The following is a 26,738-nucleotide window of genomic DNA, read 5'->3' as shown; positions in this document are numbered from 1 at the left end:
GAGATACGAATAATAAGTATGATCTTAGATGAAAGGGAGAGAAGAGCTTGACTCCAGTTTTAAACAGACAAACAACGACAGGTAAAAAGAAAAAAACGCTGTGGATTAGCTTGATATCCTTTGTTATTCTTGGTTTTGTACTTTGTATGGCAATTTCTCTCTATGTAGGTATAAGCCTCACAAAATTAGATAAAAATCCTGCTGTAAAAAACCCTAGTGATTACGGCATGCATTATAGTAATCAACTATTTTTGAGCAAAGACGGAATAACGCATTTAAAAGGATGGATAATCGAACCAATCAAACAGCCAAAAGCGACTATTATTATGTCACATGGATACGGGAATAACCGTGAAGCAAAAGGAGCCGGATTTTTGCCGCTAAGTGAAGAATTTGTAAAAGCGGGATATCGAGTGGTCATGTTTGATTTTAGAGACGCAGGAGACTCAGAAGGGAATCAAACCACGATTGGTGTGAAAGAGCAGCTCGATTTATTAGGCGTTATTCAGAAAATGAAGGAAACAACAAAAGAGCCAATTGTGCTCTACGGCATTTCAATGGGAGCAGCCACTTCTTTATTAGCAGCCTCTCAAGATGAAGATGTAAAAGCAGTAGTAGCCGATAGTCCTTTTAGTGATTTAACTTCTTATTTAAAAGAAAATCTATCTGTATGGTCTCATTTACCAAACTTTCCGTTTACACCGCTAACAATTGCTATTCTTCCTGTTATCGCAGATGCAGATCCTGCTAAAGCCAGTCCTATTAAAGCAGTCGAGCATATTTACCCTCGACCAATCTTATTCATACACAGCACAGGAGATACAAAAATCCCTTATACTGAAAGTGAAATAATGGCTAAAACGCACCCAGATGCTTTTCGCTTCTGGAAAACTGATAAAGCGGAACACGTTCAAAATTATCATGTATACCAAAAAGAATATGTAAAGCGCGTACTATCTTTTATTGATCAATCGCTTTAAAAACAGCCCGCTTGTCAAAAGCGGGCTGTTAGCTGTTGATTTTATCTTGTTCTATAAGTTCACTATGTAAATTGCGAAGAATGTAGGTTTTGTAACCTTCTAACTTTCTTCCATCAATTTTAGAAATATTGACTGCTTTTAACTACTGAACAAACCAGCCCTTGGAGGTAACAGCTGTTAATGTATCAGGAAAAGAGTCTGTTCTGTCTAGTATAGTGAAATAACAAAAAGCTCTCTGTTCTAAGAGAGTTTTTTGTTATTTTAAAAAAGATATAGCCTTTATGAAAGAATACGAGCCTAAGTCAGGCCTTGGCACGATTATGTCACTTATGCTTCCTTATACTCTAACCTTTTTAGGGATTTGGATTATGATGTTGATTGTTTTTGGTGTTCCTCTAGGGCCAGGAGTATATATGTATTTGTATATAAAAATCCCCTTCTACTCCGAAGAAGGTTTTCGTGTCAGAGTTTCTAACACAATCAAATGATATTTTCCCTTGTGAATATAAAGAAAAACAAAAGAGAAGGATAAAAGAGTATAAAAAACAAAAATTTTCTGAATAAATTTGCAAAAAGTAGTTGCTAAATACATATAAATCAAATATGATAGTAAACATAACAAAAGATGTTATATAATCTAACATTAAATTCAGGGGTTATTTATTCGTACTTAAGGGGGAAATCATCATGCAAATGGGCGATTCAGTATTTATGTTTTTTTCAGCATTATTAGTTTGGATTATGACACCAGCTATTGCATTATTTTATGGGGGCATGGTTCGAAGTAAAAACATGTTAAGTACCGCGATGTATAGCGTAGGATCATTAGCTGTTATATCCGTTCTTTGGATAGTAGCTGGCTATTCGTTAGCTTTTTCAACCGGTGGCAATGCTTTTATTGGAAACTTGGACTGGGTAGGATTAAAAGGAGTCGGGTTCACTCCAAATGGGGACTACAGCGCTACGATCCCGCATAATATGTTTATGATGTTTCAGCTAACATTTGCGGTATTAACAGTAGCTATTATCTCTGGAGCTTTTGCAGAACGCATGAAGTTTTCAGCATTTATCTTATTTGCTATCCTATGGTCATTAATTGTATATGCACCAGTCGCACACTGGGTTTGGGGAGTTGGCGGATGGCTTCGTGAACTAGGAGCTATCGACTTTGCCGGAGGAAACGTCGTTCACATTTCTTCAGGCGTAGCAGGCTTAATTCTAGCTCTTGTTGTTGGAAAACGCAAAAATGCCGATGCAGCAGCACCTCACAATTTACCGCTAACACTTTTAGGTGGAATGCTGATTTGGTTTGGCTGGTTTGGTTTTAACGTTGGAAGTTCCTTAACTATCAACAGCGTTGCAATGACGGCTTTTATTAACACAAATACAGCGGCCGCAACAGGAATTATCGGCTGGCTTGTAGTAGAATGGATTATTAATAAAAAACCTACTCTGCTTGGAGCAGTTTCGGGAGCTATTGCCGGACTTGTCGCTATTACACCTGCTTGCGGATTCGTTACACCGTTCGCCTCTATTGTAATTGGTTTTATCGGCGGAGCAGTTTGTTTCTGGGGTATCTTCTCACTTAAAAAGAAAATCGGTTACGACGATGCGTTAGATGCATTTGGCCTTCACGGTATTGGGGGAACATGGGGAGGTATTGCTACAGGTTTATTTGCCACAACTTCTGTAAATGATGCCGGTGCGAACGGTTTATTCTACGGAGATCCAAGTCTACTTTGGAAACAGCTGGTAGCTATCGTAGCAACTTATCTATTTGTCGGCATTGCTACCTTCATTATTGTTAAAGTCGTTGGATTAATAGTATCTCTACGTGCGACACAAGAAGAGGAAACGCTGGGACTTGATATTACACTGCACGGTGAAAGAGCGTATCACGAATCGAATATGTAAAAGGGGTGGGCACAGTGAGTGATATTTTAACAAAAATTGAAATTATTACACGCCCTTCAAAGTTTGAAGAGCTTAAGCAAGAACTGGCAAAAATTGGCGTTAGCGGTATTACGATTACAGATGCGTTGGGGTGCGGGTTGCAAAAAGGCATTACGGAGCTTTACAGAGGCGTCAAAAAGCAAGACAATATGCACGCACGAATTAAAGTAGAAATTGTTGTCTGCGAAGTCCCAGTATCCGACGTTGTGGATAAAGCAAGGAAAGTCTTAAATACAGGTCAACCTGGAGATGGGAAAATATTTATCTATGAATTAAAAAATGCGATTAAGATCCGCACAGGGGAAGAAGGATCACAGGCATTACGAAATAATAGTTAAATTCGAGTGAGAAACAGAAAACAAAGGGTCATAAAAGAGGTGCATAATATGCACCTCTTTTAAGTTTAATAGTTACAAGGCATGTTTCCTTATGGCGACATGCTTTTTTGTTATATATACAGCCTAAGAGTATATCATAAAAAATAAATGATAGGACTTGAAGTTTTCGTCAATCGGACCAAATGGGGAATGGCCATGAGAGCCATAGCTCAGGATCCTGATACAGCTTCACTGATGTCCATCAATGTAAACAAATTCATTTCTCTTACTTTTTTTATTGGTTCGGCTTTAGGAGGAGCTACTGGCGTCTTATTTGCGCTTCATTACGGAACAATTGACCCTTATATTGGTTTTATATTAGGGTTAAAAGCTTTCACAGCAGCTGTTTTAGGAGGAATAGGCAATATACGAGGCGCAATGTTTGGAGGACTAATGCTTGGTATTCTTGAAATGTTTGCAGCCGCTAATTTATCAACAATCACCGGCGATGTTTTAGGAGCGGAATATAAAGATGTATTTGCATTTGCCATTTTGATTTTGGTATTAATTTTTAAACCAGAAGGCTTATTTGGAAAAGCCGTTACAGAAAAAGTGTAGGTGTTAGATGACCTCATAAATGAAAAAAATGCTTCAATTTCAAGCTTTTTCATAAAAAATAAAAAAAGTTGAAACTTTTTTCACTAAAAAACGTTTATAAAGTAATAGAAAAAAATGGGTACGGTTATTTACACTCAAAAAGGAAGTGAGAGCGTGGCGACGCTGAAAACTAATTATTTGACTGACTTATGCTTAACCTATAGAGAAAGTCAATTTTATGTAATGCAAATACCTAGTTCCTACAAAAAAATAGCTAGCAAATACTTTCAGTTTCATCCCCAAGAAAAAATAATTGCGTATTTACACAGTTCTTTTATAGCGGGGCTAGATAAAAGAGGAATTTGCTTTACAAATAAGGGGCTTTACTGGAAAAGTAGAGGAATGAAAAAAGGAAAAATGTTATGGGAAGAGTTCGCTAACATTCAATCTATTACCATTCGAAAAGAAGAAATGATTTGTTTTAATGACGTGGAGAAATTTCAAGTCAACCAGAACGATTACTCAGCTAGAAAGCTAGTATCTCTATTAAAAAAAATCAAGAAATTTATTCGTACTCATTCCTACGAATATATGTGTCAAGACTATATATATCCGTGTGTATCCTCAAAAGAATTAACTTCTATTTGTTCATCTTTTCAAATTCATCAAACACCTGATCCGAAAGATGTGTTGTCAGTAGAAGGGCGACTATGTGAAGAAGTTGAAAAAGAGATGCGAAACAGGCTCTATTTACCTGCTAAAGAAAAAATTGTAGCTCATTTAAATACATATCCTCTTCAAAAAACCGAGGGGATTACCGTTTGTTCTAAAGGAATTTATTTCTCAAAATCTTTTAAAACAATTTATTACCCTTGGCACTTATTTCGCCACGTTAGTATTTCAGTGGAAACAGAGGAATTAAAAATTGCTAAAAAACATTCGTTATCCCTCAACTCAGCTGCTGTATCAAGCGGGGAAGTAATGCTGTTTCTCAAACAAATTAAACAGCATGTGCAGGCCTTGTATGAAAAAGAAGTTGATATCAAACAAGACAATAAGTTCGCATGGAAAATGTTAATTTAAAAAACAGATTACCGGTAATCTGTTTTTTATTTTATAGTTCTTTAGAACTATTCATTTGGAATATCGAAAGATGTCATACAAGTAAACAAGACTAGGATATTGGAAATTAAGAAAAAATTTCCATGACCATAAGGTTAATTTTCCCAAAAACTCTTTTTTAATTGGATAATTATGCTAAAATAAAACCCGAGTTTATTTTAAGGAGCTGACAACAAGATGGAACGTAATTATTCAATTGATTTTATTAAATTTTTTGCTACAGTGTTTGTTGTTTGTATTCATGTTAATCCATCACATGACGATTTCTTTTTAGGGAACCAGGAAAATGTGCTAGATGTCATTGTTGACACATTTGCACGATTTGCGGTTCCTTTTTTCTTTATTGTATCAGGATATTTGTTTATGAATAAAATTCAAAAACACCCTCAGCCTTCTGCATACTTAAAAAAATACACGTGGAATATTTCAAAGCTTTACGCATGTTGGTTTATCTTTTATTTATTGTTTGGTATAGTTCTGCGCTTATTTCAGAACCACGGAACGCTAGCAGAACGAAAAGGGGCCGTAGCCGATTATTTAACTTCATCCATCACATTTAAAGATGTTTTTTATTATGGAAGTGACACAAGCGGGTTTCAACTTTGGTACTTAATTGCGTTAATTTGGGCTGTAGCTATCGTTTTCTTATTTCAAAGATGGAAAAAGATTGGCTTACTAATGCTTATCAGTACTGTATTATATGTAACAGGGTTGTTTGGACAATCTTATTCTTTATTTTTTCCACTTTCCTTTCAAACAAGAGATGCCCTGTTTTTTGGTTTGTTTTATACAGTGTTAGGAGCTATGTTTGCCCTTTACGGTCAGCGAATTCTGTCAGTATTAAACGTAAGGCCAATGATTTATTTAGGCAGCTTTTTTGTGTTTTCAGCGTTAGAGATTGCTGAGCGTTACTGGTTGGTCAATATCCAGCATAGCAAGCCCGGAGACTATTTTATTTCTACGATCTTCTTATCAGCATCATTGTTTTTATTCGTATTAAGCAGTCCAGGTCTTGGAAAAAACTCGTTTTTCTCAAAGGTCGGGAAAAATTCAGTGGGCATTTATGTAGTGCATATATGTATACTAAATGAGACCTATCGATTGCTGTGTTCCATAGATTCTGCTTTCTTTACAAATAGTGTCGTTGCATACGTACTTATTGTTCCAGCAGTTTTTTGGTGCTCGTACTATTTATATAGAGGAATTCAGTGGACAAAGGAAAAATTACATGTGAAGCCACACAAACATCCGATCACAAAACTACAGCATAAATAAGAAAAACACCGTAGCAAAGCGTCCGGTGCTTTTTTTGATAAAAAATGAGTAATCTAATGTATTGAATAAGAGCTGGCTAACTAAGCCAGCTCTTTTATGATGCAATAGCGTACAAAAGCTGCTTTTGCAGTTTGGGAGATAAAGGAATATTTTGATACAACTCGTAGATATGATGTTCGTTCCGGTGGTAACAAATCCAATCCTTGTATGTTCCTTTTAAGAAGATACGAAAAAACACGATTCGCTTATTCGTGCTGCCTGTTTGTAATTCAATTTTCAAATCATCTGTTTCTAATGTATACTGTACTGTAGAAGAGGAGAGAGCAAGTTTAGTTGTTTTTTTACTTGTTTTAATGAATTCGGCAAGTTCAATGATTTTCATTTTTTTACCTCACTCTATTGTAAATTAGGGGTATCTTATACGTATGAAGTGTACAAAGAAAATAGAATCATTTTTTTTAGTTTAAAAGAATGATCTTCAGCCCCTTTGTTGAGGGATTTGCATAAAAGGTTGACGTTTTCTTTGAATACAAATAAAATGCATATTAAGAAGTAAGTATTTCCCTCATTGTAAATACAGAAAAGAAGAATTAAGGGGGCTCAATATGTTGACTGACTTAGTCGTAAGTCAAAAAGTGGTCAAAGTAAATGAATTTACTGTAGTAGGAGTGCCTATTCGAACAGATGAAACTGTAGAAGAAACGGGCACAGGTCTTATTACCGAGCACTGGCAGACTTTCTATAAACAACAGTTAGCTAATAAAATCGCCAATAAAGTAAATGGTAATACATTTGCTCTTTATACAGAATTTGAATACGATCAAAAAATGAATTTTACGTTTGCTCTTGGATACGAAGTTTTACCTGGGGGAGAACTGAAAGATGATATGAGAGAGTTCATCATTCCAGAAGGCGAATACATGGTGTTTACAACGGCCGTTGGTCCAGCTAGACAGGTAGTCGTAGAGGCTTGGGCTTATATTCGCGAATGGGCTAAAAAAAATCATCGTGCCTATAAAATAGATTTTGAATTATATGATGAACGCTGTATTGATCCTGAGTACAGTCAAGTTGATATTTATGTTTCGATTTAACAACTAGTTTTTTTAAGTAATTAAGATGCAGATGAGCATTTTTTGCTGCGTTCTTACTTTTGAGGATAGGAATACAAAAGGGGTTTAGCGAGAGTGATCAGCAACGATTTATTACAAGCTTTAAAAGATGGATATAAACAGAGAATTAAGTGGGTACTTATAAGTCAAATGGCACTGTTCATCACCGTAGCAGTCATACTTGTATCAAATTTTATCACTAAATTTTCGTTTAACCAATTAAGCTTTATTTTTGTTTTAGTTAGTGTTAGTTCGCTATTATCGGGAATAGAGCACGTATTGTTGAAACGCGAGAAGTGGCAATGGATTTTTGACTTTATTTTAGCTGTTTTTTTTATTGGTTTGTCTATTTTCTTACACCGTTAAAGCGCCTGGTTCAGCGCTTTTTTGTTTTAAGTAGATCATCCTAAAAATTTTCGGCTTCATCTAGTATAAGTAAATAAAAATAGGCATTAATAACGGTAATAGTCGGAAAATTCAGTAAAAAATCTTGAATCTTGTCTTTATTTCGATTATGATAAGTTTACACCTTTCGTATTCACTTCTTTTGATGTCGGTACCTCTAATTTTACACTACAGAAAAGAGGTGAAGCCATTTCTTCAGTTTTCCTGCTAGCCTGCATATTAACCCTTTTAGCTATCTTATTTAATAGCAACTACCCTCAAAATTAAAGGAGAGATCCACGCTTATGTCAAAAGCTCCGGTAAAAAATGATATTGAACTTCAACTATCTGAAACGCACTTTTTTCAACTGCTTGATTTAATTTATTTAGGTAACTGGATGGTTACAGCATGTTCTGGAGTGGAAGATCATCATGCCCAAGAATACACGGATGTAGAAAAACAACTGTTTTCTTACGCAGAGCCTTTTGTTGAAAAAGGACCTTTTCATACATTAAACAGTGAGGTCATGTTTACAGAAGAACATGAAGATTCCCTTCAGGACATTATTGGGGAATACGATAACGAAGTGTTTTGGGAAGCCCTAGCCTATCGATTGGCTAAACGAGATGTGATAGGGCAAATAGGACCGATTAAAGAAATAAAAAATGAAGTATTTATGCAAATTTTTCATCGAGAAATGGACTATATACGAGAGTTTGAGAAAAATGGGATTAAACGAATAACGATACCGCCTTTGCAGTAAACGAGACAAATCGGCTTTCAAAATTGAAGGCCGATTTGCTGTTATGCTTAAGCTTTCCTGTGGCGTCTCAGAGGCGGGAAAGACCGGTATGTAAAGCTTCGCCATAACCATTCACATGGACCGTAATAGAAATAATAAAGCCACCACTTATTAAGAAAAAGCTGAACTGTATAGATGACGAGACAAATAATCATGTTTCCGACTAAAGGAAGATTTCCGTATAAACCAAATGCTCGAACTATACACAGACAGATTAAAGTTTGGCTAAGGTAAGTTGTTAATGCCATTGTTCCGCTATACTTAAAAAGAACCAGTATGGAAGCGTAACGAGAAAATTGCAGGAATAACAGTAAGGTGGTAAGATAAAAAAAACATAGAAAAATGCCGCTCAAACTTGTAAAAAGATGAATGGCTGTCTGCTGATAGAATCCATATCTTAAAATCTCTAGTTTTAAAACGGCGAGAATTATAACTAAAGTAAAACCTGCCGCGCCTGTTATTAACTGAATTTTCTTGAAAAAAGAACGATTTTTTTCGATATTATTCAATAATTTTTTTTCAGCAGTATACAAGCCAAATAAAAACATAGAAAATACAGGCAAGATAGAAAATGGAAGATTTAATAACATAGGTACCACTTCAATATTCAAACGGTAAAACAGCCAAGATAGATAATCTGCTTGCCGGTAAGTGGATAAATATTGTGCTAATACATGTTCATGTAAAACGTTGTATTCCGACTGAATGTCCTGCAAGACGTGCGCTGGAGTAAAAAACTGCATACAAGCCAAAAGGTAAAAAAAACATAGCAAGCCTATTGCCCACAGCAAAATCGTCTTGGCTTTTCGATTGTAAAAAAAGAACAATAAAAAACCGCCAATGGCATACACATGCAAAATGTCTCCATACCATAAAAATATAAGATGAAAGAGTCCGATTAACAGCAAAGCAGCCATTCTTCTTAACCACAAAGCAGCGGCAAAGTATTGTTTTTCTTCAGCTCTATACAAAAAAATTCCGCATCCGAGTCCAAATAAAAAAGAAAAAATGGGAAAAAACTTTCCTTGAACAAATAGCAGCAGGAATAAATCCATATAAGCATCCATTCCTTCATATTCGTAAGGAACATCGTACAGCCGAAAAATATATATCGGAGAATCAAAAGCAGGTATATTTACTAAAAAAATGCCTAGCAAAGCAATGCCCCGAATAATATCAAGAATAACAAAGCGTTCGTTAAGGGGAAGTGGAGAAGGATTCATCACTGTCGCTCCTTTTTGTTAGATATGTACATCTTACCACGATAGTGGCTAAAAAATAGGTGGGAATATAAAAAAATAAGCGGAAAGATTCATAGCTTTATGAATGAAAAAGTTGGATAATAATGGTATGATTATCCATATCAAATACGAAAGGTGGAGAAAAGGATGAAAACAGCACTTGTGTTAGGTGGAACTCGTTTTTTTGGAAAAAATTTAGTTCAAACATTGCTTTCTAAAGGAGTACAGGTTACGTTAGCAACGCGAGGTAAAACACCGGATGATTTCGGCGACCAAGTTGAGCGAATTTTTCTTGATCGTGTAGAAAAAGATTCTGTAATCGAAACAACACGAGGAAGAAAATGGGATGTTATTTTCGATCAGATATGTTATTCTTCACACGGCGCAGCTGTTGCTGTTGAAGCTTTTCGTCATAGTACGAGTCATTATGTACTCACCTCAACTCTTTCAGTATACGGTTCTTTAGAAAAAACGTGTTATGAAGAAGATTTTGATCCATACAAGTATCCTATTTCCTATACACGTCGTGAAAATATTTCCTACCAAGAAGGAAAACGCCAAGCCGAGGCGGTATTCCTTCAAAAAGCACCGTTCTCCGTAACGGCTGTCCGTTTTCCAATTGTAATGGGAAAAGATGATTATACGGACCGTTTACGTTTTCACGTAGAAAAAATTATGCATGAAGAAGAAATTGGTGTGCCTGCTATTGAAGCAGAAATGAACTTCATTTCACAGGAAGAAGCAGGTGAATTTTTAGTCTGGTGTGCCGAGCAGAAGCTAAAAGGACCGATTAACGCTTGTTCAAATGGCACCATTTCACTCAAAAATTTATTTTTATATATTGAACAAGCAGCGGGTAAAAAAGCAAAAACAACCTCTCGTTTGACAGATGAAAATAGTTCTCCATACGGAGTAGATCATTCTTGGACGATGAGTAATGAAAAAGCTAGCTTTTGGGGATATTCATTTACAAACCTGCAGGACTGGCTGCCACCATTAATCAAAGCTTTTGTTGAAAATGAAAAGAAAGTACCTTTAAGTTAGGAAAAAACAAAGACTGCACCGTTTAGCAGTCTTTTTGCTGTTACAAGCAAAACATTTTTATTTTATACATAAAAGGAGTACGCTAAGGACACATGATTATATAGAAGAAAGAAGGAAATATTATGGCAAAACATCACTTTCATTTGCAAGCAGACTGGCCAGGAGGCCGAAATGAAGTAGGTACAATTGAGTCAGGCCAATTAAAAACAAAAATTTCTATTCCACCAGAAATGGACGGGCCAGGAGTGGGAACCAATCCAGATGAAATGCTGCTAGGAGCAGCAGCCACTTGCTACATTATCACGCTTGCGGCAATGCTCGAAAGAAGCGGAATCCACCAGAAGGCTTTAACGATGGAATCGGAAGCTATTGTGGACGTAACCAATGGTGTATTCACATACGAAAAAATTATTCATAAACCTCATGTTATTATCACCCCTGAACTTGCGGCTCAGAAAGAAAAAATCAATCGACTTATAAAAAAAGCAGAAACGTCCTGTATGATTTCAAGAGCCATTCAAGGAAATGTAGAAATTGAATTAAAGTCTCAGCTCACAGTAGAAGCGTAATGGATCCATTACGCTTTTGTTATGTTTATTTCTAAAAAATAGCACATTTAAGATTGTAAAATACTCAAATTTGAATATAATAATTTAAGTAGTTATTATTTCTGTTCATCAAAAGAGATGACGTGAAAGGAGGAACTGAAATGGTTTCATCAGAAAAACATATTCGTTTTATCGTAGCAGGATTGCTCCTCGGTATTTTTATGTCAGCCATGGATAATACCATCGTAGCGACGGCTATGGGAAAAATCATTTCTGATTTAGGTGGATTAGATAAATTTGTTTGGGTTACGTCCGCCTATATGGTTGCCGTGATGGCAGGTATGCCGATATTTGGTAAACTATCTGATATGTATGGGCGCAAACGTTTCTTTATTTTTGGATTAACGGTATTCTTACTTGGATCCGCACTGTGTGGTCTAGCACAAAGCATCGTGCAGCTCAGTATTTATCGGGCGATTCAAGGAATTGGAGGGGGAGCACTTCTTCCGATTGCGTTTACCATTGTATTTGACATTTTCCCTCCCGAAAAGCGCGGGAAAATGACAGGACTGCTAGGTGCCGTTTTTGGCTCAGCAAGTGTATTTGGTCCGCTTCTTGGTGCCTACATTACAGAATACATTAGCTGGCACTGGGTATTTTATGTGAATGTTCCGATTGGACTTTTATCATTATTCTTTATTGTGCGCTTTTATAAAGAGTCAACGAGTCATAAAAAACAAAGAATTGACTGGACAGGGGCAGCCACTCTTGTTATTTCAGTAGTCAGTTTAATGTTTGCTCTTGAACTTGGAGGAAAAGAGTACGAGTGGTCCTCTCCGCAAATTCTATCTCTTTTTGCTATCTTTGCTGTGGCGCTATCGCTTTTCTTCTTTGTGGAAAAACGAGCGGAAGAGCCGATTATTTCATTTTGGATGTTCAAACGGCGTTTATTTGCAACATCACAAATTCTTGCTTTCCTATACGGAGCAACATTTATTATTTTGACCGTATTTATTCCTATTTTTGTTCAAGCTGTTTACGGAGGTTCTGCTACAAATGCAGGTTTAATTTTAACTCCGATGATGTTAGGATCGGTAGCAGGAAGTGCTATTGGAGGGATTTTTCTCACAAAAACAAGCTTCCGAAACTTAATGATTATGTCCGTTTTTTCATTTGCAGCGGGAATGTTTTTATTAGGAACAATGGAACCTGATACGCCTCGTTGGATGCTGACGGTATTTATGATTTTGACTGGATTTGGCGTGGGATTTAGCTTTTCTCTTTTACCAACTTCTTCAACGCATAAGCTGGATCCGCAGTTTAGAGGTTCTGCCAACTCAACGAACTCATTTGCACGTTCCTTAGGAATGACGCTGGGAGTGACGATTTTTGGAACGATTCAAAGCAATACATTTACAAATGAGCTGGAGAGAAATTTCCAAGGTATAGGAAATTCGCCACAAGGGGCACTTTCTCAAATAGGAGATCCAAGTGCAGTCTTTCAATCAAGTGCCCGAAACAGCATTCCGCCTCAAATATTAGATAAGATTGTTGATGCCATGTCTACGTCGATCACGTATGCATTTATGCTTTCTCTTATTCCAATTGCAGTAGCTATCATCACCGTCTTTTTAATGGGGAATGAACGCGTAGAAGTTCCTGCTAAAAAGCGGATAGAAGGTAAGGAACCTGCAGCTCAGAAATAGAAAAAGCACGAATTTATTCGTGCTTTTTTTCTAAATAAGATGCATATCAAGAGGTGAAGGGTATTATGAGTGTTAAATTAGTCATATTGGGTTTATTAATGGAAGGAAATAAACACCCTTATGAAATTCAGCAAACCATTAATGAAAGACAAATGAAGCACTATATCAAACTTGCAAGCGGTTCTTTATATTATGCCTTTGATACGCTTGAGAAAGATCAATTGGTGACGGTAGTAGATGTGATTCGAGAGACGAACAGACCTGAAAAGACCGTTTATTCTATCACGGATGCAGGAAGAGAAGAGTTTGAGCGTCTTTATTTTGAACAGCTGTTAAAAAAAGAGCATATGCATAGACCTGTTTATGCTGCTCTTTCATTTACTTCTTACGTAGATCAAGAAAAAGTGGCTTCTGCTTTAGAAAAAAAGATTGAGGACACGGCTGCTTATTTAGAAAAAATGCAAAATTTATATAAAGTTAAAAAAGCCGATCATTCCATTGCAATTTTGTCCATTATTATGCGTACGATTATGCATTTGAAAGTAGAATTAACTTGGTTTACTCATTTACACGAAGCCGCTAAAAGTAACAAGCTTACAGAAGTAGATGGTAGTTATTTTGAAGACGTTGAAAAAATCGTAAATGAGTTTTAAAAAAAGAAGCAAAACACTGCTTCTTTTTTTAATGGTCATAAAATATATTTCAAGCAATTTAATTTTGCCAAAAGCTAGGTCAATAACAATTAATTAACACCTGATTCTATCTTCAATCACCTTTACTTATAAAACGCTTTCAAAAAGTAGTAAGACTATTAAAAAAGTAAAAAAAATTAAAGAAATATAGCGATTTCATTTTGATTGACGAGTAAAAGAGTGGTAAAATATAAGCAGATATCAGATACACATGCAGTGAGATTCATCACTCGTTGTAAAGATGTCAGACGATAAGGTAATCGACATTCAAAATTGAAAGATTGTTGAGTACGACAATTATTATAACTCGTTGGGGGTTTTATCATGGGTAACGAAACGTCGAATAGAGGGGAGCCGTGGCAAGGATTTTTGGGTCCAAACTATGGCTATGTATTAGAACAGTATGAGTTATATGAAGAGCAGTCAGATCTAGTAGATCCAGAGCTAAAAGAATTATTTGATTATTGGGGTGCTCCTCCACTAAATGAAAGTGAGCAAGTTCAACAAGCTGAATACACGCAGCCTGCACCTTCAGCTAACACATCTAAAATCGCATCGGCTATTAAGCTAGCGGAAAACATCCGTGCTTATGGCCATCTATACGCATCAATTAAGCCTCTTGAAAGCGAGAAAAAAGATCCTGTCTTGCTTCATTTGGAAGATTACAATTTAACGCAAGAAGATTTGAAATCAATTCCAGTTGAAATTTTATGTACAAATGCGCCATCACACGTCAAAAATGGTTTAGACGCAATTAACTATTTAACAGATGTCTATACAAAAACCATTGCGTTTGAATTCCATCACGTACATAACATGGAAGAGAATAAGTGGTTGACTGATATGGTCGAGTCGGGTTCTATTTTCCAACCTCTTTCAAATGAAAAAAGAACTTCTGTATTAAAACGTTTGACAGAAGTAGAAGGCTTTGAACAATTTTTACACCGTACATTTGTCGGACAAAAACGCTTTTCTATTGAAGGCGTAGATATGTTAATTCCACTTGTAGATGAACTGATTGCACGCTCAGTAGAAACAAGTCCAAAGACGGTCAATATCGGTATGGCTCATCGCGGGCGCTTAAATGTATTGGCACACGTATTAGGCAAACCTTATGAAATGATTTTTGCAGAATTCCAGCATGCACCTAACAAAGAGTTGGTTCCTTCAGAAGGTTCAATCGGTATCAACTACGGCTGGACAGGAGACGTAAAATATCACCTAGGTGCCGACAAACAAATTAAAGCAGAGAACACAGTTCGAGCTCGTTTGACATTGGCTAGCAACCCTAGTCATTTAGAGTTTGTCAATCCGGTTGTGGAAGGGTTTACAAGAGCAGCTCAAGATGAGCGTGATGTAAATGGATACCCAAAACAAGATGTAAAAAAATCGTTCGCGATTTTAATTCACGGAGATGCTGCGTTCCCTGGTGAAGGTATTGTACAAGAAACGCTAAACTTAAATCAATTGACTGGTTATCAAACAGGTGGAACAATCCACATTATTGCTAACAACATGATTGGATTTACAACAGAAAGCGTTGATTCTCGTTCAACAAAATATGCAAGTGACTTAGCAAAAGGGTTTGAAATTCCAATTGTTCACGTAAACGCGGATGATCCAGAAGCCTGTTTAGCAGCTGCGTATTTTGCTTATGAGTATCGCAGACGTTTTAACAAGGATTTCTTGATTGATTTAATTGGGTACCGTCGATTTGGCCACAATGAAATGGATGAACCGTCTGTAACACAGCCTAAGATGTATGAAATTGTGACAAAACGTCCAACCGTTCGCGCTATGTATGCAAAGCAACTTGAAGAACAAAACGTAATTCAAAGCGGCCAAGCAGATCAAATTAATGAAGAGTTACAAGCGAAGTTAAAAGCAGCTTATGAAAAAGTACCGCCAAAAGCTGAAAAACAACATAGAATTATGGAAATGCCACAAGCAGTCTTCAAAGGGATTTCAGACATCGATACATCTGTTACAAAAGAAGAGCTGTTTGAAGTAAATCAAGAGCTAGTGAAATATCCTGAAGGATTTAATGTATTTCCAAAACTTGATCGTATCTTATCTAAACGTGCCAAAGCGTTTGAAGAAAATGAAAGCGTAGATTGGTCATTAGGGGAAGCATTTGCGTTTGCTACGATTTTAAGAGACGGCACGCCAATTCGTATTACGGGTCAAGATTCTGAACGTGGTACGTTTGCACATAGACATCTTGTTCTTCATGATCATAAGACAGGGGATGTTTACTCACCACTACACGCAATGAAGAACGTAAGCGCTTCCTTTGATATTCGTAACAGCCCACTATCAGAAGGATCCGTTCTTGGATTTGAATACGGTTATAATGTATTTGCTCCTGAAACGCTTGTTCTTTGGGAAGCACAGTTTGGTGATTTTGCCAATGCAGGTCAAGTTATTATTGACCAGTTTATTGCGGCAGGCCGTGCTAAGTGGGGACAAAAATCCGGAATGGTCTTATTGCTGCCACACGGTCACGAAGGTCAAGGTCCAGAACACTCAAGCGCGCGTCTAGAACGTTATTTACAGCTAGCTGGAGAAAACAACTGGACAATCGCAAACGTAACAAGCGCTGCCCAATATTTTCACTTACTTCGACGACAAGCAGCCATCTTACAGCGCGAAGAAGTAAGGCCGCTAGTAGTTATGACACCAAAAAGTTTGCTTCGTAATGCCTTTAGTGTGTCAAAACTTGAAGAGTTTACAAAAGGCTCTTTCCGCTTAGTAGTAGAACAGCCTGGATTAGGCAAAAAAGAAGATGCAGTTGAACGAATCGTTCTGTGCAGCGGAAAAATCAGCAGTGAATTAACAGAACGCTTAAACAAAGCAGAAGATGATAAAGATTGGCTTCACGTCCTTCGTCTTGAACAAATTTATCCGTTCCCAAGACGCGTAATTGCCGAAATCTTTGCTCGCTATAAAAATTTAAAAGAGATTGTCTGGTTACAAGAAGAGCCGGAAAACATGGGCGCATGGAACTATGTAGAAGATCGACTACGTGAAGTAGCACCAGAAGGGGCTACGGTTGAATACATCGGCCGCACAAGACGCTCAAGTCCAGCTGAAGGAGATCCAACAGTTCACAGACAAGAACAAGAACGTATTTTACAAGATGCATTAACTAAAAATGAAATTGCTAACGACGTTGTTACACGATAAGGAAGGGGAATGAACAATGGGAGAGATTAAAGTACCGGAATTAGCAGAATCAATTTCTGAAGGAACAGTTGCACAGTGGCTAAAACAAGTAGGAGATTTCGTTGAAAAAGGCGATTATATTGTTGAACTTGAAACAGATAAAGTTAACGTTGAAATTACAGCTGAAGACTCTGGTGTGCTAACAGAACTTCTTGCTGGCGAAGGCGACACGGTTCAAGTTGGCGAAACAATTGCACGCCTTGAAGCGAAAGAAGGAGCTTCTGCATCAGCAGCACCAAAAGCTGAAGAAAAGCCAGTAGCTGAAGCACCAAAACAAGAAGCGGCCCCAGCCCAACAAAAAACTGTTGAAGAAGTAGCACCAGCAGCTGAAGCACCTCAGCAAGGAAATCAAAAACAATGGCTGATTGCTTCTCCTGCAGCTCGCAAAGCTGCAAGAGAACGTGGAATTAAGCTAGATCAAGTGCCAACTACCGATCCTCTTGGCCGTGTGCGTAAACATGATATTGATTCATATGCAGATCAAAAATCAAATGAGCAAAAGCAGCAGGCACAAGCAAGTAAGTCAGCTAACCCGGTATCTCCGTCTCCAGCGGCAAGTGAAAATAGCGATAAACCTGTTGAACGCGAACGTATGTCACGTCGTCGTCAAACAATTGCTAAACGTCTTGTTGAAGTTCAGCAAACGGCGGCTATGTTAACAACGTTTAATGAAGTAGACATGACGGCTGTTATGGCTCTTCGCAAACGACGCAAAGACAAATTCTTTGAACAGCACGACGTAAGACTTGGCTTTATGTCATTCTTCACAAAAGCAGTAGTAGCAGCACTTAAAAAATATCCATTATTAAATGCTGAAATTCAAGGCAACGAGTTATTAATTAAAAAATTCTATGATATTGGTATTGCTGTGTCAGCTCCGGACGGTCTTGTCGTTCCAGTTGTACGTGATGCTGATCGTAAAACATTTGCTGGTATCGAAGGGTCTATCGTTGATTTAGCGAAAAAAGCGCGCGATAACAAATTATCATTAAAAGATTTACAAGGTGGAACATTCACAATTACAAACGGAGGTGTATTCGGTTCATTAATGTCTACACCAATCCTAAACGGACCTCAAGTTGGTATTCTAGGAATGCACAAAGTTCAGCTTCGTCCTGTAGCAATTGATGAAGAGCGTATCGAAAATCGTCCAATGATGTACATTGCACTTTCTTACGATCACCGTATCGTTGACGGCAAAGAAGCCGTAAGCTTCCTAGCTACTGTTAAAGAACTATTAGAAGATCCAGAATCTTTATTACTAGAAGGTTAACAAAAAGAACCTGCTCTTCTCTAAGAGAATAGCAGGTTCTTTTTATGCTCGTTTGATGCCTGCAACATAAGCAGGACCCAAAAAAGTCATGCTAGCGAGTGTCAAGGCCATTTCTCGCGGTGATTGCTTCATATCTTGTTCTAGCCAGTACTGAATAACTCCAAGGTGTGCCGACGTTACGTAAGACATTAAATGTTCAAGTGGAACAAGCGGAGGCGTTTTGCTATTAATGAGCTCTAACTTTTCCAGCATATTGGTCTTCATGACTTCCTTAATTTTAAGATGAAATCCAGGATTCCCTTTTGGACCAAGCATAACCTGCATAAAACGCGCATTTTCTTGAATATACTCAAAAAGTGCGATGATAAACGGTAAAGGTTGTTCTTTCAAATTAGCAGACACAATCTCCTGTGGGTTTGCTTTTTGGATAAATTCTTTTATCTCTTGAATGACTTCGTTTTCGCTTTTTTCAAGCAAATCGTATTTGTCTTGGTAGTGTAAATAAAAGGTTCCGCGATTAATATCCGCTTTTTTTGTCAAATCTCTGACCGTTACTCCTTCAAACCCTTTCTCTTCCATCAATTCTGTCAAAGCATCTCGAATGAATCTTTTTGTTCGAATAATTCGGCGATCTGTTTTTGAATTACCCACGGCTTTTAGACACCTACTTTTTTCTTTAATAATGAACAGTTATATGCTTTGTGTTAAGTAAGCAACATTCTCGCTATTATTGCATATTGAGAATGCAGGTGAATTCATTATAATTTACATAGTGATCACTAATCAACAGCATGTACATTATTTTTTCAGCAACGTCCATATGTTTAAAATAAAAAGGGGTTATCTATATGAAACTAGCTAATCAAAAGCTTATATATTTTTCACCAATTATAGTAGTAGCGGTTATTTTTATTTTTATCCTAACGTTAATTCCCTCGGTAAGTCCAGTACCTAAGGATTTGCCAATCGCATTCGTAAATGGCGACGAAGGAGTGACGGTTCCAACAAAGGGTAATGTAAATATAGGAGATCAAATAGAACAAAATATAAAAAGCTCAAGTACTAAACAGTCTTCGGTTAAATGGATTTTTGTATCTAATACTAAGGAGGTTGAAAAAGGATTAAATAATCAAAAATATTACGGAGCGCTTATTATCCCAAAAGATTTCAGCAAAAAACAGGCAACTCTTCAGACGGCTCAGCCGGATGCGCCTGCTGTTAGATTATTAGTGAATCAAGGAATGAATACAGCTGCTTCAACACTAGCAAGCCAGGTGCTAAACGGCGCAGTCGATAAGGTGAACGAAAATATGCGCTTGCTGCTAGTGAAAAGGTTTGAACAAAGTGGAACGCAATTAAGTACAAAACAAGCATTAGCACTCGTTGCACCGGTTCAAAAGACAGTTATAAACGTAAATGAAACAGGAACCCATAGTGTCAGTGGAAACGCCCCAGTTTCATTATTTCAGCCGCTGTGGATGGCAAGTATAGCAGGGGCAGCAGTTGTATTTCTCACCATCCAAAAAATCACGTTTTCTTCTCGTAAAGAGAAAATCGTTAACCAAGTAGAATTAGTAATCATCGGGGCTATACTTGCTTTAGCTGCAGGCTTTGGGCTAGCGTGGATGGCTGAAGTAGTTGGAATTACCGTCCCTTCACTTTTGGATACAGCACTATTTCTAGCTATTGCTTACTTCAGTTTTTTCACTTTGATATCAGCTGTACTTTCATGGCTTGGACTAAAGGGACTTCCGATTTTCGTTATTATTTTATTTTTTGGAGCACCGCTGCTTTCCATGGCTCCAGAAATCATGCCTGATTTTTATCGAGAGTGGATTTATTCATGGCTGCCTATGAGATTTATGGTAGATGGCGTAAGAGAACTGTTTTTCTTTGGAGGACAGCTCACATGGACTCATTCTGTATCCGCTCTAGCCTTTATCGCTTTAATAAGTTTGTGTGCTCTAGTTGCTTCTGCTTTACCTGCATCTTCTATAAAAAAAGAGAAATCTAGCTCAATATAAAAGATACTGTAACTGAATGAGAAGGAGAGATGATGATGATTCCACAAATCCTAATTGTTGGCGCCGGACCTACTGGCCTCGTTATGGCATACAATTTAGCCAGACATAACATTCCTTTTCGAATTATTGATAGAAACGAAGGGCCTGGGCAAGCCTCTCGGGCAATGGCTATTTTACCGCGAACGCTTGAGTTTTATCAGCAGTTCGGTTTTGCAGATGAAGTCATAGGCCTCGGAATTAAGATGGAAGATGTATACGTTCGAGTAAAGAATAAAATAAAAGCAAAGGTTCATCTAGGGGCTTTAGGAGAAGGATTAAGCCCTTTTCCTTTTGTACTTACATTTCCACAAGATGACCATGAGCGATTTCTACTTAAAAAATTAAAAAATCTCGGGATTGAAGTAGAATGGAAGACGGAGTTATTATCTCTATGCGAACACGGAGAAGGAATAAAAACGGTATTAAAAGCCCAGCAAGAAGAAAGTGCTTATTTTAAGTATATTTGTGGATGTGATGGAGCACATAGTACAGTTCGTAAACAAATGAATATAGAATTTAAAGGAGAAAAATATAAACAGCATTTTTATGTGATGGATGTTCACGGATTTGGTGAAATGATGAAGAATCAAAAAATCAGCGTTTCATTTAGCAATGAAGAATTTTTGATTTGTATGCCAGTTAGAAGTAAAGGAACGTACCGAATGATCGGCATTATTCCTTCAGCTCTTGCGAATCAAAACGAGGTAAAAGCTGAAAACATTCACGCTTTTGTTCAACGAACATTTGGTGCTCAGATTGAAAGTGTAAATTGGTTCTCAACGTATCATATCCATCATAGAGTAGCAAGTCGTTTCCGACAAGGACGTATTTTTTTATGTGGAGATGCAGCTCATATTCATAGTCCTGCAGGCGGACAAGGAATGAACACAGGAATTGGAGATGCTATCAACCTTTCATGGAAATTGGCAGCAGTCCTTCAGCACAAAGCAGCACCATCTATATTAGATACATACGAAGAAGAAAGGTTGCCTTTTGCTGAGCTGCTTGTAGATACAACGGACCGGGCTTTTAAGCGAATGGTAGCGCGAGATAAAACGAGTCAATTCTTTAGAAAGCATATCTTTCCGCCTCTACTGTCCTTTTTATTTCGTTTTCCTTCTCTTCGTCATAAAGTATTTAAAATTTTATCTCAAATCCGTATTACCTATCAAAATAGTGACTTAAGCAGCGGACAAGGAACGAACGTACAAAGTGGTGATCGGTTACCTTTTGTGGAAGGGAATTTCGAATCCTTACAGTCCTTAAACTGGCAAATACATGTCTATGGAAAAGCGACAGAGAAGTTAAAAAAGAGCATGCGAAAAAAAGACTTCTCTGTGCATGAGTTTTCTTGGAATCCTGACATGAAGAAAGTAGGGCTTCAAAAAAGTACACTTTATGTTATTAGACCGGACGGGTACATCGGTTTTATCAGCAGTGAACAGCGTGTAGACCTGCTTCATCAATATTTGCATACTCATAAAATTATTCCTTTTGCAAATGAATCATAATACTAAAAAAACGCCATTTATATGGTGTTTTTTAATTTTGTTTACAATTTCGAAACAACTTGGAGATGTTTTTGGAAAAGCTGTTTGGTAAGATAGACGAATAGAAATATCAAATAAAAGTACGTGATACATTGAATAAAAGAATTTTAGTAGTCGATGATGAAAAAAGTATTGCTACAGCGGTATCTTATGCTTTTAAGCGCGAAGTATATATTATAGACACAGCATCCGACGGTGAAGAAGCGCTTGAAAAAGTTAAAAGCTTTCGACCTGATGTGATGATGCCGAAATTAACCGGGTATGAAGTATGCCGAAAACTCGAGAATCGAAGAGGAATGGGGATTATCTTGTTAACGGTTAAAAATGATATCGTCGATAAAGTTCTAGGCTTAGAGTTAGGCGCAGATGATTATATGACCAAGCCGTTTGATGTAAGAGAACTTGTAGCTAGAGCTAAAGCGCTCGTTCGGCGAATGGAAAAAAACGAAGCTCCTGAGGCTGTAGGAGAAATCACTGTGGGAAAAGCAAAGGTGAACTTAATTCAGCGCACATTACATGTTGCCAATGATTTAGTCAAGCTTACACCAAAAGAATTTGATCTTATTGCTTTATTACTTGCTAACTTAGAGAGAGTGTATACAAGAGAAGATTTATTAGATCTTGTCTGGGGAATGGATTATGCAGGCGGTACACGTACGGTAGACATTCACATGCAGCGCCTTCGAAAAAAAGTAGGAGACGCAGAACCTTATTTGTTACAAACGGTATATGGCGTTGGATATAAAGCGACAGCAGGGATCAATGAATGAAAATAAGCTTAAAAGCTAAGATGGGACTCGTTCTTGCTTTTTTAATTATTCTAACGGTAACCGTACTGAGCGTACTCGTGTTAAAAGGAATTGAGACAAATGAGCGTGATCAGCTAGAAAGTGAACTTATTCAAAAAAGCAAAGCAGCCGAGCAAACGATTCGTCAAAGTTATTTAACAAATGACTCGTCTTTGAATATAGATTTCTTTCTTCAGCAAAAAGGACAGCGCCTTGCATCTTCTATTGCATCACAAAGTGGAATGCAAACAGTTCTATATAATCAAAAAGGACAGGAAGCAGGAAGTTCTATTCCTATCGGCCAAAAATCCGTAGATGTTTCTGACATGCTTAGCTATGCTTTGAAAGGAAAAATAGCATATCAAATCTCGGGTGCTTCTCTTATTTACTTTGCACCTGTCTCAATCGATAATCAATTTATTGGAGCCATTCGTTTTGACCATTCACTAAAAAATAATCAGCAGTTTATAGCTGATATTAGACACTTATTTCGTACTGGGGGAACGATTGCAGCAGCAGCTTTTTTAATTGGCTATGCTTATTTTTACCGCATTGCTTCGCTTATCGCTACTCTTCAAAAAACTTCACAGCAGATTCGAAAAGGCCATTATTTAACTGACGTGCCGTTCAAACGACGCGATGAACTTGGGGAGCTCAGTCAAGGCTTATTTTTTATGAGTACGTCGATTGAAAAAAATATCGATCAAATGAATGAAGAAAAAAGAAAGCTTGAGCTTGCTATTTCGAAGCTGCAGTCTCTTGAACAGCAGCAAAAGCAGTTTATCGGAAACATCAGCCATGAATTTAAGACGCCTTTAACATCTATCAAAGCCTACGTTGACTTACTTGATATGTATCGAGATGACCCTCAGCTTATGAAAGATGGCGTGCAAAACATTCGTAAAGAAACGGATCGCCTTCATGAAATGGTGGATAAAATCTTAAAGCTTTCAGCACTTGAGAAATATGATTTCGAGCAGCGACCAGAGTCAGTTGAATTGAAGCGGCTTCTAGAAGACATATGCGACCGCATGAAAGGAAAAGCAGCTAAGTTTGATTTAACTCTTCACACCAATATAAAAGAATCAGTTGTTTGGGCTGATCGCGAAAGCTTAATACACATTTTTATTAATTTAATTGACAATGCTATTAAATATAACGAACCAGGCGGAAAAGTGGAAGTAACGTCTTACACTTTAAAGAATTCTATCATTGTGGATGTAGCTAACACTGGAATAGGAATTCCACCCGAAGCGGAAGCGAAATTATTCCAACCATTTTTTACTGTAAACAAAGATCGGTCGCGTTTATCTGGTGGGACAGGCCTTGGCTTAGCATTGGTCAAAGATTTAACTAAAAAACAAAAAGGCGTTATCAAGTTGCATCATTCTGACTCTGCATCGACACTTTTTAAAGTGTCCTTTCCTTTGAGAAACAAAGAAATGAGTTAGGTAAAAGGAGTGAACCGTTATTGAAACGGTATAGAATAATTATAGGTATGACAAGCGGTCTTCTTATTTTAACCTCGTGTGGCCAAGGAGAAAGCCATAGAGAAACCGTTGAAAAATCTGACAAGAAAATTACTGTATTGGACCAACTAGAACAAGATGGAAAAATAGAGGTAAAAGACGTTCAGGACATTAAAGGCATAAGGGCGTTTCAATTTTGGAATGAATACAACGTTATTGTCAGTAAAGAAAATAAACAATTTCATTCGCACGATTTTGGCTCCAAAGAGGTATATGCGCAGAATTTAGCTACTTATAATCTAAAAAATAAGTCCACTTTTATTTTGCATCCAAGCAGTGAAATTCAGCATGCGGCAAAGCTTTCTCCGAATGGCAAATATCTTTTTTATAAAGTTGCAAAAGGTGAGAAGTAATGTTTATTACAATGGAAGGAAAGCTTTCTAAAGTAAGTATAAAAGGAGAAGCAGAACCACTGTTGCACAGAGATGAGCGAATTTTAGATGCAGTTAAAGGAATAGGTGGCATTTATTATATCAGTTTAAACAACCAGCTTTTTTTCCTTCATAACGAACAGACAAATCCCGAAAAAATTCGAGACGATGTTGTCTCTATTATCCCCTCTCCAAACGGAAAGCAATTAGCGCTCGTTCAGCAAAAAGATGCCCAAACACGAACGCTGTCTATCACAGACTTAAAAGGATCAGAGGCCTTTCAGCTTGCTCTATCCACTCAAATTTTTGGCGTAAGCTGGTCTCCCGATGGTTCGAAATTAGCTTATAACTTTATTTCTGAAAAAGGCGGAGATAAAGGAATATTTATAGCAGACGGATTAACAGGAGGTGTTACAAACTTAAACATAAATTTAGACTATGTTGCCGATCAGCTTGCTTGGAGTCCATCAGGAAATAAATTAGTTGCATCTAGCTTCACGCAAAATCAATTTCATACGTATATTATCTTTTTGAAATAGGTTGCTTAGGCAGTTTATTTCTATTTTTTTACACACTATAATTTTTTAAGCATGTTTACACGTTGGAAACAACTGAATAAAAGACAGAAACATTTATGTTTTATCCTTTCTTTACAGGCTTTTTAGCGTACAAAAAGCCGCTTGAAAGGAGTACAATATCATGAAATACTTTTTGTTTATTTGTTCTTTAGCTTTTACCCTGATGATAACAGGATGCGGAACAGTGGATTCTTCGTCAAAACCAGCGAGAGAATCTAATGAAAATGGACAAGCTCAAAAATTAGCAATCTCATCAGCTTCTTCACCTTTAAAGAAACCTAACTTAGAAGAAGCAGTGGTAATAGCCAATCCAGAATCGGTTACGGCTTTGGTCAATAAAAAGCATCAGCTTCCTGAATCTTATCAGCCTTGCGATTTAGTCTATGCTGACGTTCCGTTTATCTTCAGCGGAAAAATAGAAAAACGAATGCTTAGAAAGCCTGCGGCACAAGCGCTTGAAGAACTTTTCCGAGATGCTGAAAAAAGAGGGAATCAGCCTGCTTGGTGTATCTGGTTATCGATCTCACGAGCGGCAAAAAGAACTTTTTGCATTCTATGCAAAGAGAGACGGAAAAGAAAAAGCACGCACCTACAGCGCCTATCCTGGAACAAGTGAACACGAAACAGGATTAGCAATAGATGTCACAGGAGGAAATGGAATATGTGCTGCAGCAGACTGCTTCGCTGATACGCCAGAGGCTCGCTGGCTCTCAAAAAAATGCATATCAATACGGGTTCATTATTCGATACCCTGAAGGTGAAGACCAAGTTACCGGCTATAAATACGAGCCGTGGCATCTTAGATATGTAGGAAAAAAAGCAGCCGCATCAATTTTTAATCAACATGTAACGTTAAAAACCTATGCAAGCCCAAAAAAAGATCAATCAAAAGTGCTATAATCCTTTTGTCTTCTATAAGGGAGGAATAAAAGGGAGAAAAATTAAAAGTCAGGTTTATCACTCTCACATATGATACAAACTGATAATATAACATGCTTGCTGTAGAGGAAGGGTATCAATGTATAAAGATATTGCAATTGAATTAATATGTGGATTTTTAGCGCTATTTATCATGCTGAAGCTTTTGGGCAAAACGCAGTTTGCTCAAATCACGCCGTTTGACTTTATTACAACGCTTGTCCTGGGAAATATTGTGGGTGATGCAGCTCTTGAAAAAGGAGTAGAGTTAACTGAAATTCTGTATAGTATTTTGATTTGGGGACTTCTGATCTACGCGGTGACAAAGCTTTCTCAAACCTTTACAGGATTTAGAGGGATTCTTGAAGGAAAACCGTCGATGATTATTTATAAAGGTAAAATCCTTTACAAAGAACTTAAAAAAAATAACTTGGATCTGAATCAGCTTCAGCATCTAATGAGGCAACAAGGATATTTTTCAATTTATGAAGCAGAATATGTCATTTTAGAGACCAGCGGAGATATAAGTATTGCACCCAAGCACCAATTTGCGCCACCGACGAAAAATGATTTAAACATCCCTTATTCTCAAACCAATTTACCTATTGCTTTAATCATGGATGGAAAAGTGGTGCCTAATAATTTAAAGGAAGCTAACGTAGATGAGAA

24 protein-coding genes and 4 pseudogenes are annotated in these 26,738 nt (G+C 37.4%); 24 read left to right on the top strand and 4 right to left on the bottom strand.

What is annotated here, in order from left to right; translation table 11 throughout:
* The first annotated feature begins 47 nt into the window (after positions 1–47).
* A complete protein-coding gene (locus tag ACLHDF_RS30610) occupies positions 48–980 on the top strand; it encodes an alpha/beta hydrolase (protein WP_413922143.1) in 933 nt (310 codons plus the stop codon).
* Between the two features lie 28 nt (positions 981–1,008).
* On the opposite strand, the pseudogene ACLHDF_RS30605 reads toward ACLHDF_RS30610, so the two are convergent.
* Positions 1,009–1,110: pseudogene (locus ACLHDF_RS30605) on the bottom strand (DUF2639 domain-containing protein); the annotation flags it as partial.
* Between the two features lie 133 nt (positions 1,111–1,243).
* On the opposite strand from ACLHDF_RS30605, the pseudogene ACLHDF_RS30600 reads away from it, so the two are divergent.
* From ACLHDF_RS30600 to ACLHDF_RS30575, 6 genes and pseudogenes are all read left to right on the top strand, one after another.
* A pseudogene (locus ACLHDF_RS30600) lies at positions 1,244–1,468 on the top strand (AbgT family transporter); the annotation flags it as partial.
* Positions 1,469–1,667: 199 nt separating this feature from the next.
* A complete protein-coding gene (locus ACLHDF_RS30595; protein WP_413922142.1) occupies positions 1,668–2,894 on the top strand; it encodes an ammonium transporter in 1,227 nt (408 codons plus the stop codon).
* Positions 2,895–2,908: 14 nt separating this feature from the next.
* The gene (locus ACLHDF_RS30590) at positions 2,909–3,271 is read left to right on the top strand and encodes a P-II family nitrogen regulator (RefSeq protein ID WP_413922141.1); all 363 of its coding nucleotides are present in this window, start codon (positions 2,909–2,911) and stop codon (positions 3,269–3,271) included.
* Between the two features lie 147 nt (positions 3,272–3,418).
* Positions 3,419–3,868, top strand: a pseudogene (locus tag ACLHDF_RS30585) (branched-chain amino acid ABC transporter permease); the annotation flags it as partial.
* 381 nt (positions 3,869–4,249) lie between these two features.
* A complete protein-coding gene (locus ACLHDF_RS30580) occupies positions 4,250–4,930 on the top strand; it encodes a hypothetical protein (protein ID WP_413922140.1) in 681 nt (226 codons plus the stop codon).
* Between the two features lie 216 nt (positions 4,931–5,146).
* Positions 5,147–6,244, top strand: a complete 1,098-nt coding sequence (locus ACLHDF_RS30575; protein WP_413922139.1) for an acyltransferase — start codon at positions 5,147–5,149, stop codon at positions 6,242–6,244.
* Between the two features lie 94 nt (positions 6,245–6,338).
* On the opposite strand, the gene ACLHDF_RS30570 is transcribed toward ACLHDF_RS30575, so the two are convergent.
* On the bottom strand, positions 6,339–6,626 hold the full coding sequence (locus tag ACLHDF_RS30570) for a hypothetical protein (RefSeq protein WP_413922138.1): 288 nt from the start codon (positions 6,624–6,626) through the stop codon (positions 6,339–6,341).
* A gap of 223 nt (positions 6,627–6,849) precedes the next feature.
* Between ACLHDF_RS30570 and ACLHDF_RS30565 the strand changes: the two genes are divergently transcribed.
* From ACLHDF_RS30565 to ACLHDF_RS30555, 3 genes are all read left to right on the top strand, one after another.
* Positions 6,850–7,338 (top strand): GyrI-like domain-containing protein, encoded by a 489-nt coding sequence (locus tag ACLHDF_RS30565; protein WP_413922137.1) that lies wholly within the window; start codon positions 6,850–6,852, stop codon positions 7,336–7,338.
* A gap of 93 nt (positions 7,339–7,431) precedes the next feature.
* Positions 7,432–7,722, top strand: coding sequence for a hypothetical protein (locus tag ACLHDF_RS30560; RefSeq protein WP_413922136.1), 291 nt, complete (start codon positions 7,432–7,434; stop codon positions 7,720–7,722).
* Positions 7,723–8,045: 323 nt separating this feature from the next.
* Positions 8,046–8,504 (top strand): hypothetical protein, encoded by a 459-nt coding sequence (locus ACLHDF_RS30555; protein WP_413922135.1) that lies wholly within the window; start codon positions 8,046–8,048, stop codon positions 8,502–8,504.
* Positions 8,505–8,551: 47 nt separating this feature from the next.
* Here ACLHDF_RS30555 and ACLHDF_RS30550 read toward each other — a convergent pair whose 3' ends face one another.
* Positions 8,552–9,766, bottom strand: a complete 1,215-nt coding sequence (locus ACLHDF_RS30550) for a DUF418 domain-containing protein (protein ID WP_413922134.1) — start codon at positions 9,764–9,766, stop codon at positions 8,552–8,554.
* A 165-nt stretch (positions 9,767–9,931) separates the two neighbouring features.
* On the opposite strand from ACLHDF_RS30550, the gene ACLHDF_RS30545 reads away from it, so the two are divergent.
* The 6 genes from ACLHDF_RS30545 to odhB all read left to right on the top strand — a co-directional run bounded on the left by ACLHDF_RS30545 (position 9,932) and on the right by odhB (position 18,272).
* On the top strand, positions 9,932–10,828 hold the full coding sequence (locus ACLHDF_RS30545; protein WP_413922133.1) for an NAD-dependent epimerase/dehydratase family protein: 897 nt from the start codon (positions 9,932–9,934) through the stop codon (positions 10,826–10,828).
* 122 nt (positions 10,829–10,950) lie between these two features.
* The gene (locus ACLHDF_RS30540; RefSeq protein WP_413922132.1) at positions 10,951–11,397 is read left to right on the top strand and encodes an OsmC family protein; all 447 of its coding nucleotides are present in this window, start codon (positions 10,951–10,953) and stop codon (positions 11,395–11,397) included.
* 140 nt (positions 11,398–11,537) lie between these two features.
* A complete protein-coding gene (locus ACLHDF_RS30535) occupies positions 11,538–13,082 on the top strand; it encodes an MDR family MFS transporter (protein WP_413922131.1) in 1,545 nt (514 codons plus the stop codon).
* A 65-nt stretch (positions 13,083–13,147) separates the two neighbouring features.
* A complete protein-coding gene (locus ACLHDF_RS30530; RefSeq protein ID WP_413922130.1) occupies positions 13,148–13,735 on the top strand; it encodes a PadR family transcriptional regulator in 588 nt (195 codons plus the stop codon).
* Positions 13,736–14,098: 363 nt separating this feature from the next.
* Complete coding sequence (gene sucA, locus ACLHDF_RS30525) at positions 14,099–16,960, top strand: 2-oxoglutarate dehydrogenase E1 component (RefSeq protein ID WP_413922129.1); 2,862 nt, start codon at positions 14,099–14,101, stop codon at positions 16,958–16,960.
* A 16-nt stretch (positions 16,961–16,976) separates the two neighbouring features.
* Positions 16,977–18,272 carry a 2-oxoglutarate dehydrogenase complex dihydrolipoyllysine-residue succinyltransferase gene (gene odhB / locus ACLHDF_RS30520; protein ID WP_413922128.1) on the top strand — a complete coding sequence of 432 codons (1,296 nt, stop codon included), beginning with the start codon at positions 16,977–16,979 and terminating at the stop codon, positions 18,270–18,272.
* A 42-nt stretch (positions 18,273–18,314) separates the two neighbouring features.
* On the opposite strand, the gene ACLHDF_RS30515 is transcribed toward odhB, so the two are convergent.
* On the bottom strand, positions 18,315–18,923 hold the full coding sequence (locus ACLHDF_RS30515) for a TetR/AcrR family transcriptional regulator (RefSeq protein ID WP_413922127.1): 609 nt from the start codon (positions 18,921–18,923) through the stop codon (positions 18,315–18,317).
* Between the two features lie 197 nt (positions 18,924–19,120).
* Between ACLHDF_RS30515 and ACLHDF_RS30510 the strand changes: the two genes are divergently transcribed.
* From ACLHDF_RS30510 to ACLHDF_RS30475, 8 genes and pseudogenes are all read left to right on the top strand, one after another.
* A complete protein-coding gene (locus ACLHDF_RS30510) occupies positions 19,121–20,296 on the top strand; it encodes an ABC transporter permease (protein WP_413922126.1) in 1,176 nt (391 codons plus the stop codon).
* Between the two features lie 35 nt (positions 20,297–20,331).
* Positions 20,332–21,846: an FAD-dependent monooxygenase gene (locus ACLHDF_RS30505; protein WP_413922125.1), complete on the top strand. Its 1,515-nt coding sequence runs from the start codon at positions 20,332–20,334 to the stop codon at positions 21,844–21,846.
* 131 nt (positions 21,847–21,977) lie between these two features.
* Complete coding sequence (locus ACLHDF_RS30500; RefSeq protein ID WP_413922124.1) at positions 21,978–22,655, top strand: response regulator transcription factor; 678 nt, start codon at positions 21,978–21,980, stop codon at positions 22,653–22,655.
* Positions 22,652–24,124 carry a sensor histidine kinase gene (locus tag ACLHDF_RS30495; protein WP_413922123.1) on the top strand — a complete coding sequence of 491 codons (1,473 nt, stop codon included), beginning with the start codon at positions 22,652–22,654 and terminating at the stop codon, positions 24,122–24,124. Before ACLHDF_RS30500 ends, ACLHDF_RS30495 begins: the two co-directional genes overlap by 4 nt.
* 20 nt (positions 24,125–24,144) lie before the next feature.
* Positions 24,145–24,555, top strand: coding sequence for a hypothetical protein (locus tag ACLHDF_RS30490; RefSeq protein ID WP_413922122.1), 411 nt, complete (start codon positions 24,145–24,147; stop codon positions 24,553–24,555).
* Positions 24,555–25,112, top strand: a complete 558-nt coding sequence (locus ACLHDF_RS30485; RefSeq protein WP_413922121.1) for a TolB family protein — start codon at positions 24,555–24,557, stop codon at positions 25,110–25,112. Before ACLHDF_RS30490 ends, ACLHDF_RS30485 begins: the two co-directional genes overlap by 1 nt.
* A gap of 160 nt (positions 25,113–25,272) precedes the next feature.
* Positions 25,273–26,051 (top strand): annotated as a pseudogene (locus ACLHDF_RS30480) (D-alanyl-D-alanine carboxypeptidase family protein).
* A 118-nt stretch (positions 26,052–26,169) separates the two neighbouring features.
* On the top strand, positions 26,170–26,738 hold a 569-nt coding region (locus ACLHDF_RS30475; RefSeq protein WP_413922120.1), incomplete at its 3' end, for a DUF421 domain-containing protein.

This window comes from Priestia megaterium, assembly GCF_046599315.1.
GTDB classification, from domain to species: domain Bacteria; phylum Bacillota; class Bacilli; order Bacillales; family Bacillaceae_H; genus Priestia; species Priestia megaterium_F.
Note: the sequence above shows the minus strand (reverse complement) of the source record. Positions and strands in the feature narration are given on the sequence as shown.

Excerpts from the sequence above, each read along its gene's own strand:
- ACLHDF_RS30535 (WP_413922131.1), top strand. The coding sequence starts at position 11,538 with ATGGTTTCATCAGAAAAACATATTCGTTTTATCGTAGCAGGATTGCTC.
- ACLHDF_RS30485 (WP_413922121.1), top strand. The coding sequence starts at position 24,555 with ATGTTTATTACAATGGAAGGAAAGCTTTCTAAAGTAAGTATAAAAGGA.
- ACLHDF_RS30595 (WP_413922142.1), top strand. The coding sequence starts at position 1,668 with ATGCAAATGGGCGATTCAGTATTTATGTTTTTTTCAGCATTATTAGTT.
- ACLHDF_RS30530 (WP_413922130.1), top strand. The coding sequence starts at position 13,148 with ATGAGTGTTAAATTAGTCATATTGGGTTTATTAATGGAAGGAAATAAA.
- ACLHDF_RS30545 (WP_413922133.1), top strand. The coding sequence starts at position 9,932 with ATGAAAACAGCACTTGTGTTAGGTGGAACTCGTTTTTTTGGAAAAAAT.
- ACLHDF_RS30540 (WP_413922132.1), top strand. The coding sequence starts at position 10,951 with ATGGCAAAACATCACTTTCATTTGCAAGCAGACTGGCCAGGAGGCCGA.
- ACLHDF_RS30580 (WP_413922140.1), top strand. The coding sequence starts at position 4,250 with ATGAAAAAAGGAAAAATGTTATGGGAAGAGTTCGCTAACATTCAATCT.
- ACLHDF_RS30570 (WP_413922138.1), bottom strand. The coding sequence starts at position 6,626 with ATGAAAATCATTGAACTTGCCGAATTCATTAAAACAAGTAAAAAAACA.
- ACLHDF_RS30555 (WP_413922135.1), top strand. The coding sequence starts at position 8,046 with ATGTCAAAAGCTCCGGTAAAAAATGATATTGAACTTCAACTATCTGAA.
- odhB (WP_413922128.1), top strand. The coding sequence starts at position 16,977 with ATGGGAGAGATTAAAGTACCGGAATTAGCAGAATCAATTTCTGAAGGA.
- ACLHDF_RS30565 (WP_413922137.1), top strand. The coding sequence starts at position 6,850 with ATGTTGACTGACTTAGTCGTAAGTCAAAAAGTGGTCAAAGTAAATGAA.
- ACLHDF_RS30510 (WP_413922126.1), top strand. The coding sequence starts at position 19,121 with ATGAAACTAGCTAATCAAAAGCTTATATATTTTTCACCAATTATAGTA.
- ACLHDF_RS30550 (WP_413922134.1), bottom strand. The coding sequence starts at position 9,766 with ATGAATCCTTCTCCACTTCCCCTTAACGAACGCTTTGTTATTCTTGAT.
- ACLHDF_RS30495 (WP_413922123.1), top strand. The coding sequence starts at position 22,652 with ATGAAAATAAGCTTAAAAGCTAAGATGGGACTCGTTCTTGCTTTTTTA.
- sucA (WP_413922129.1), top strand. The coding sequence starts at position 14,099 with ATGGGTAACGAAACGTCGAATAGAGGGGAGCCGTGGCAAGGATTTTTG.
- ACLHDF_RS30575 (WP_413922139.1), top strand. The coding sequence starts at position 5,147 with ATGGAACGTAATTATTCAATTGATTTTATTAAATTTTTTGCTACAGTG.
- ACLHDF_RS30505 (WP_413922125.1), top strand. The coding sequence starts at position 20,332 with ATGATTCCACAAATCCTAATTGTTGGCGCCGGACCTACTGGCCTCGTT.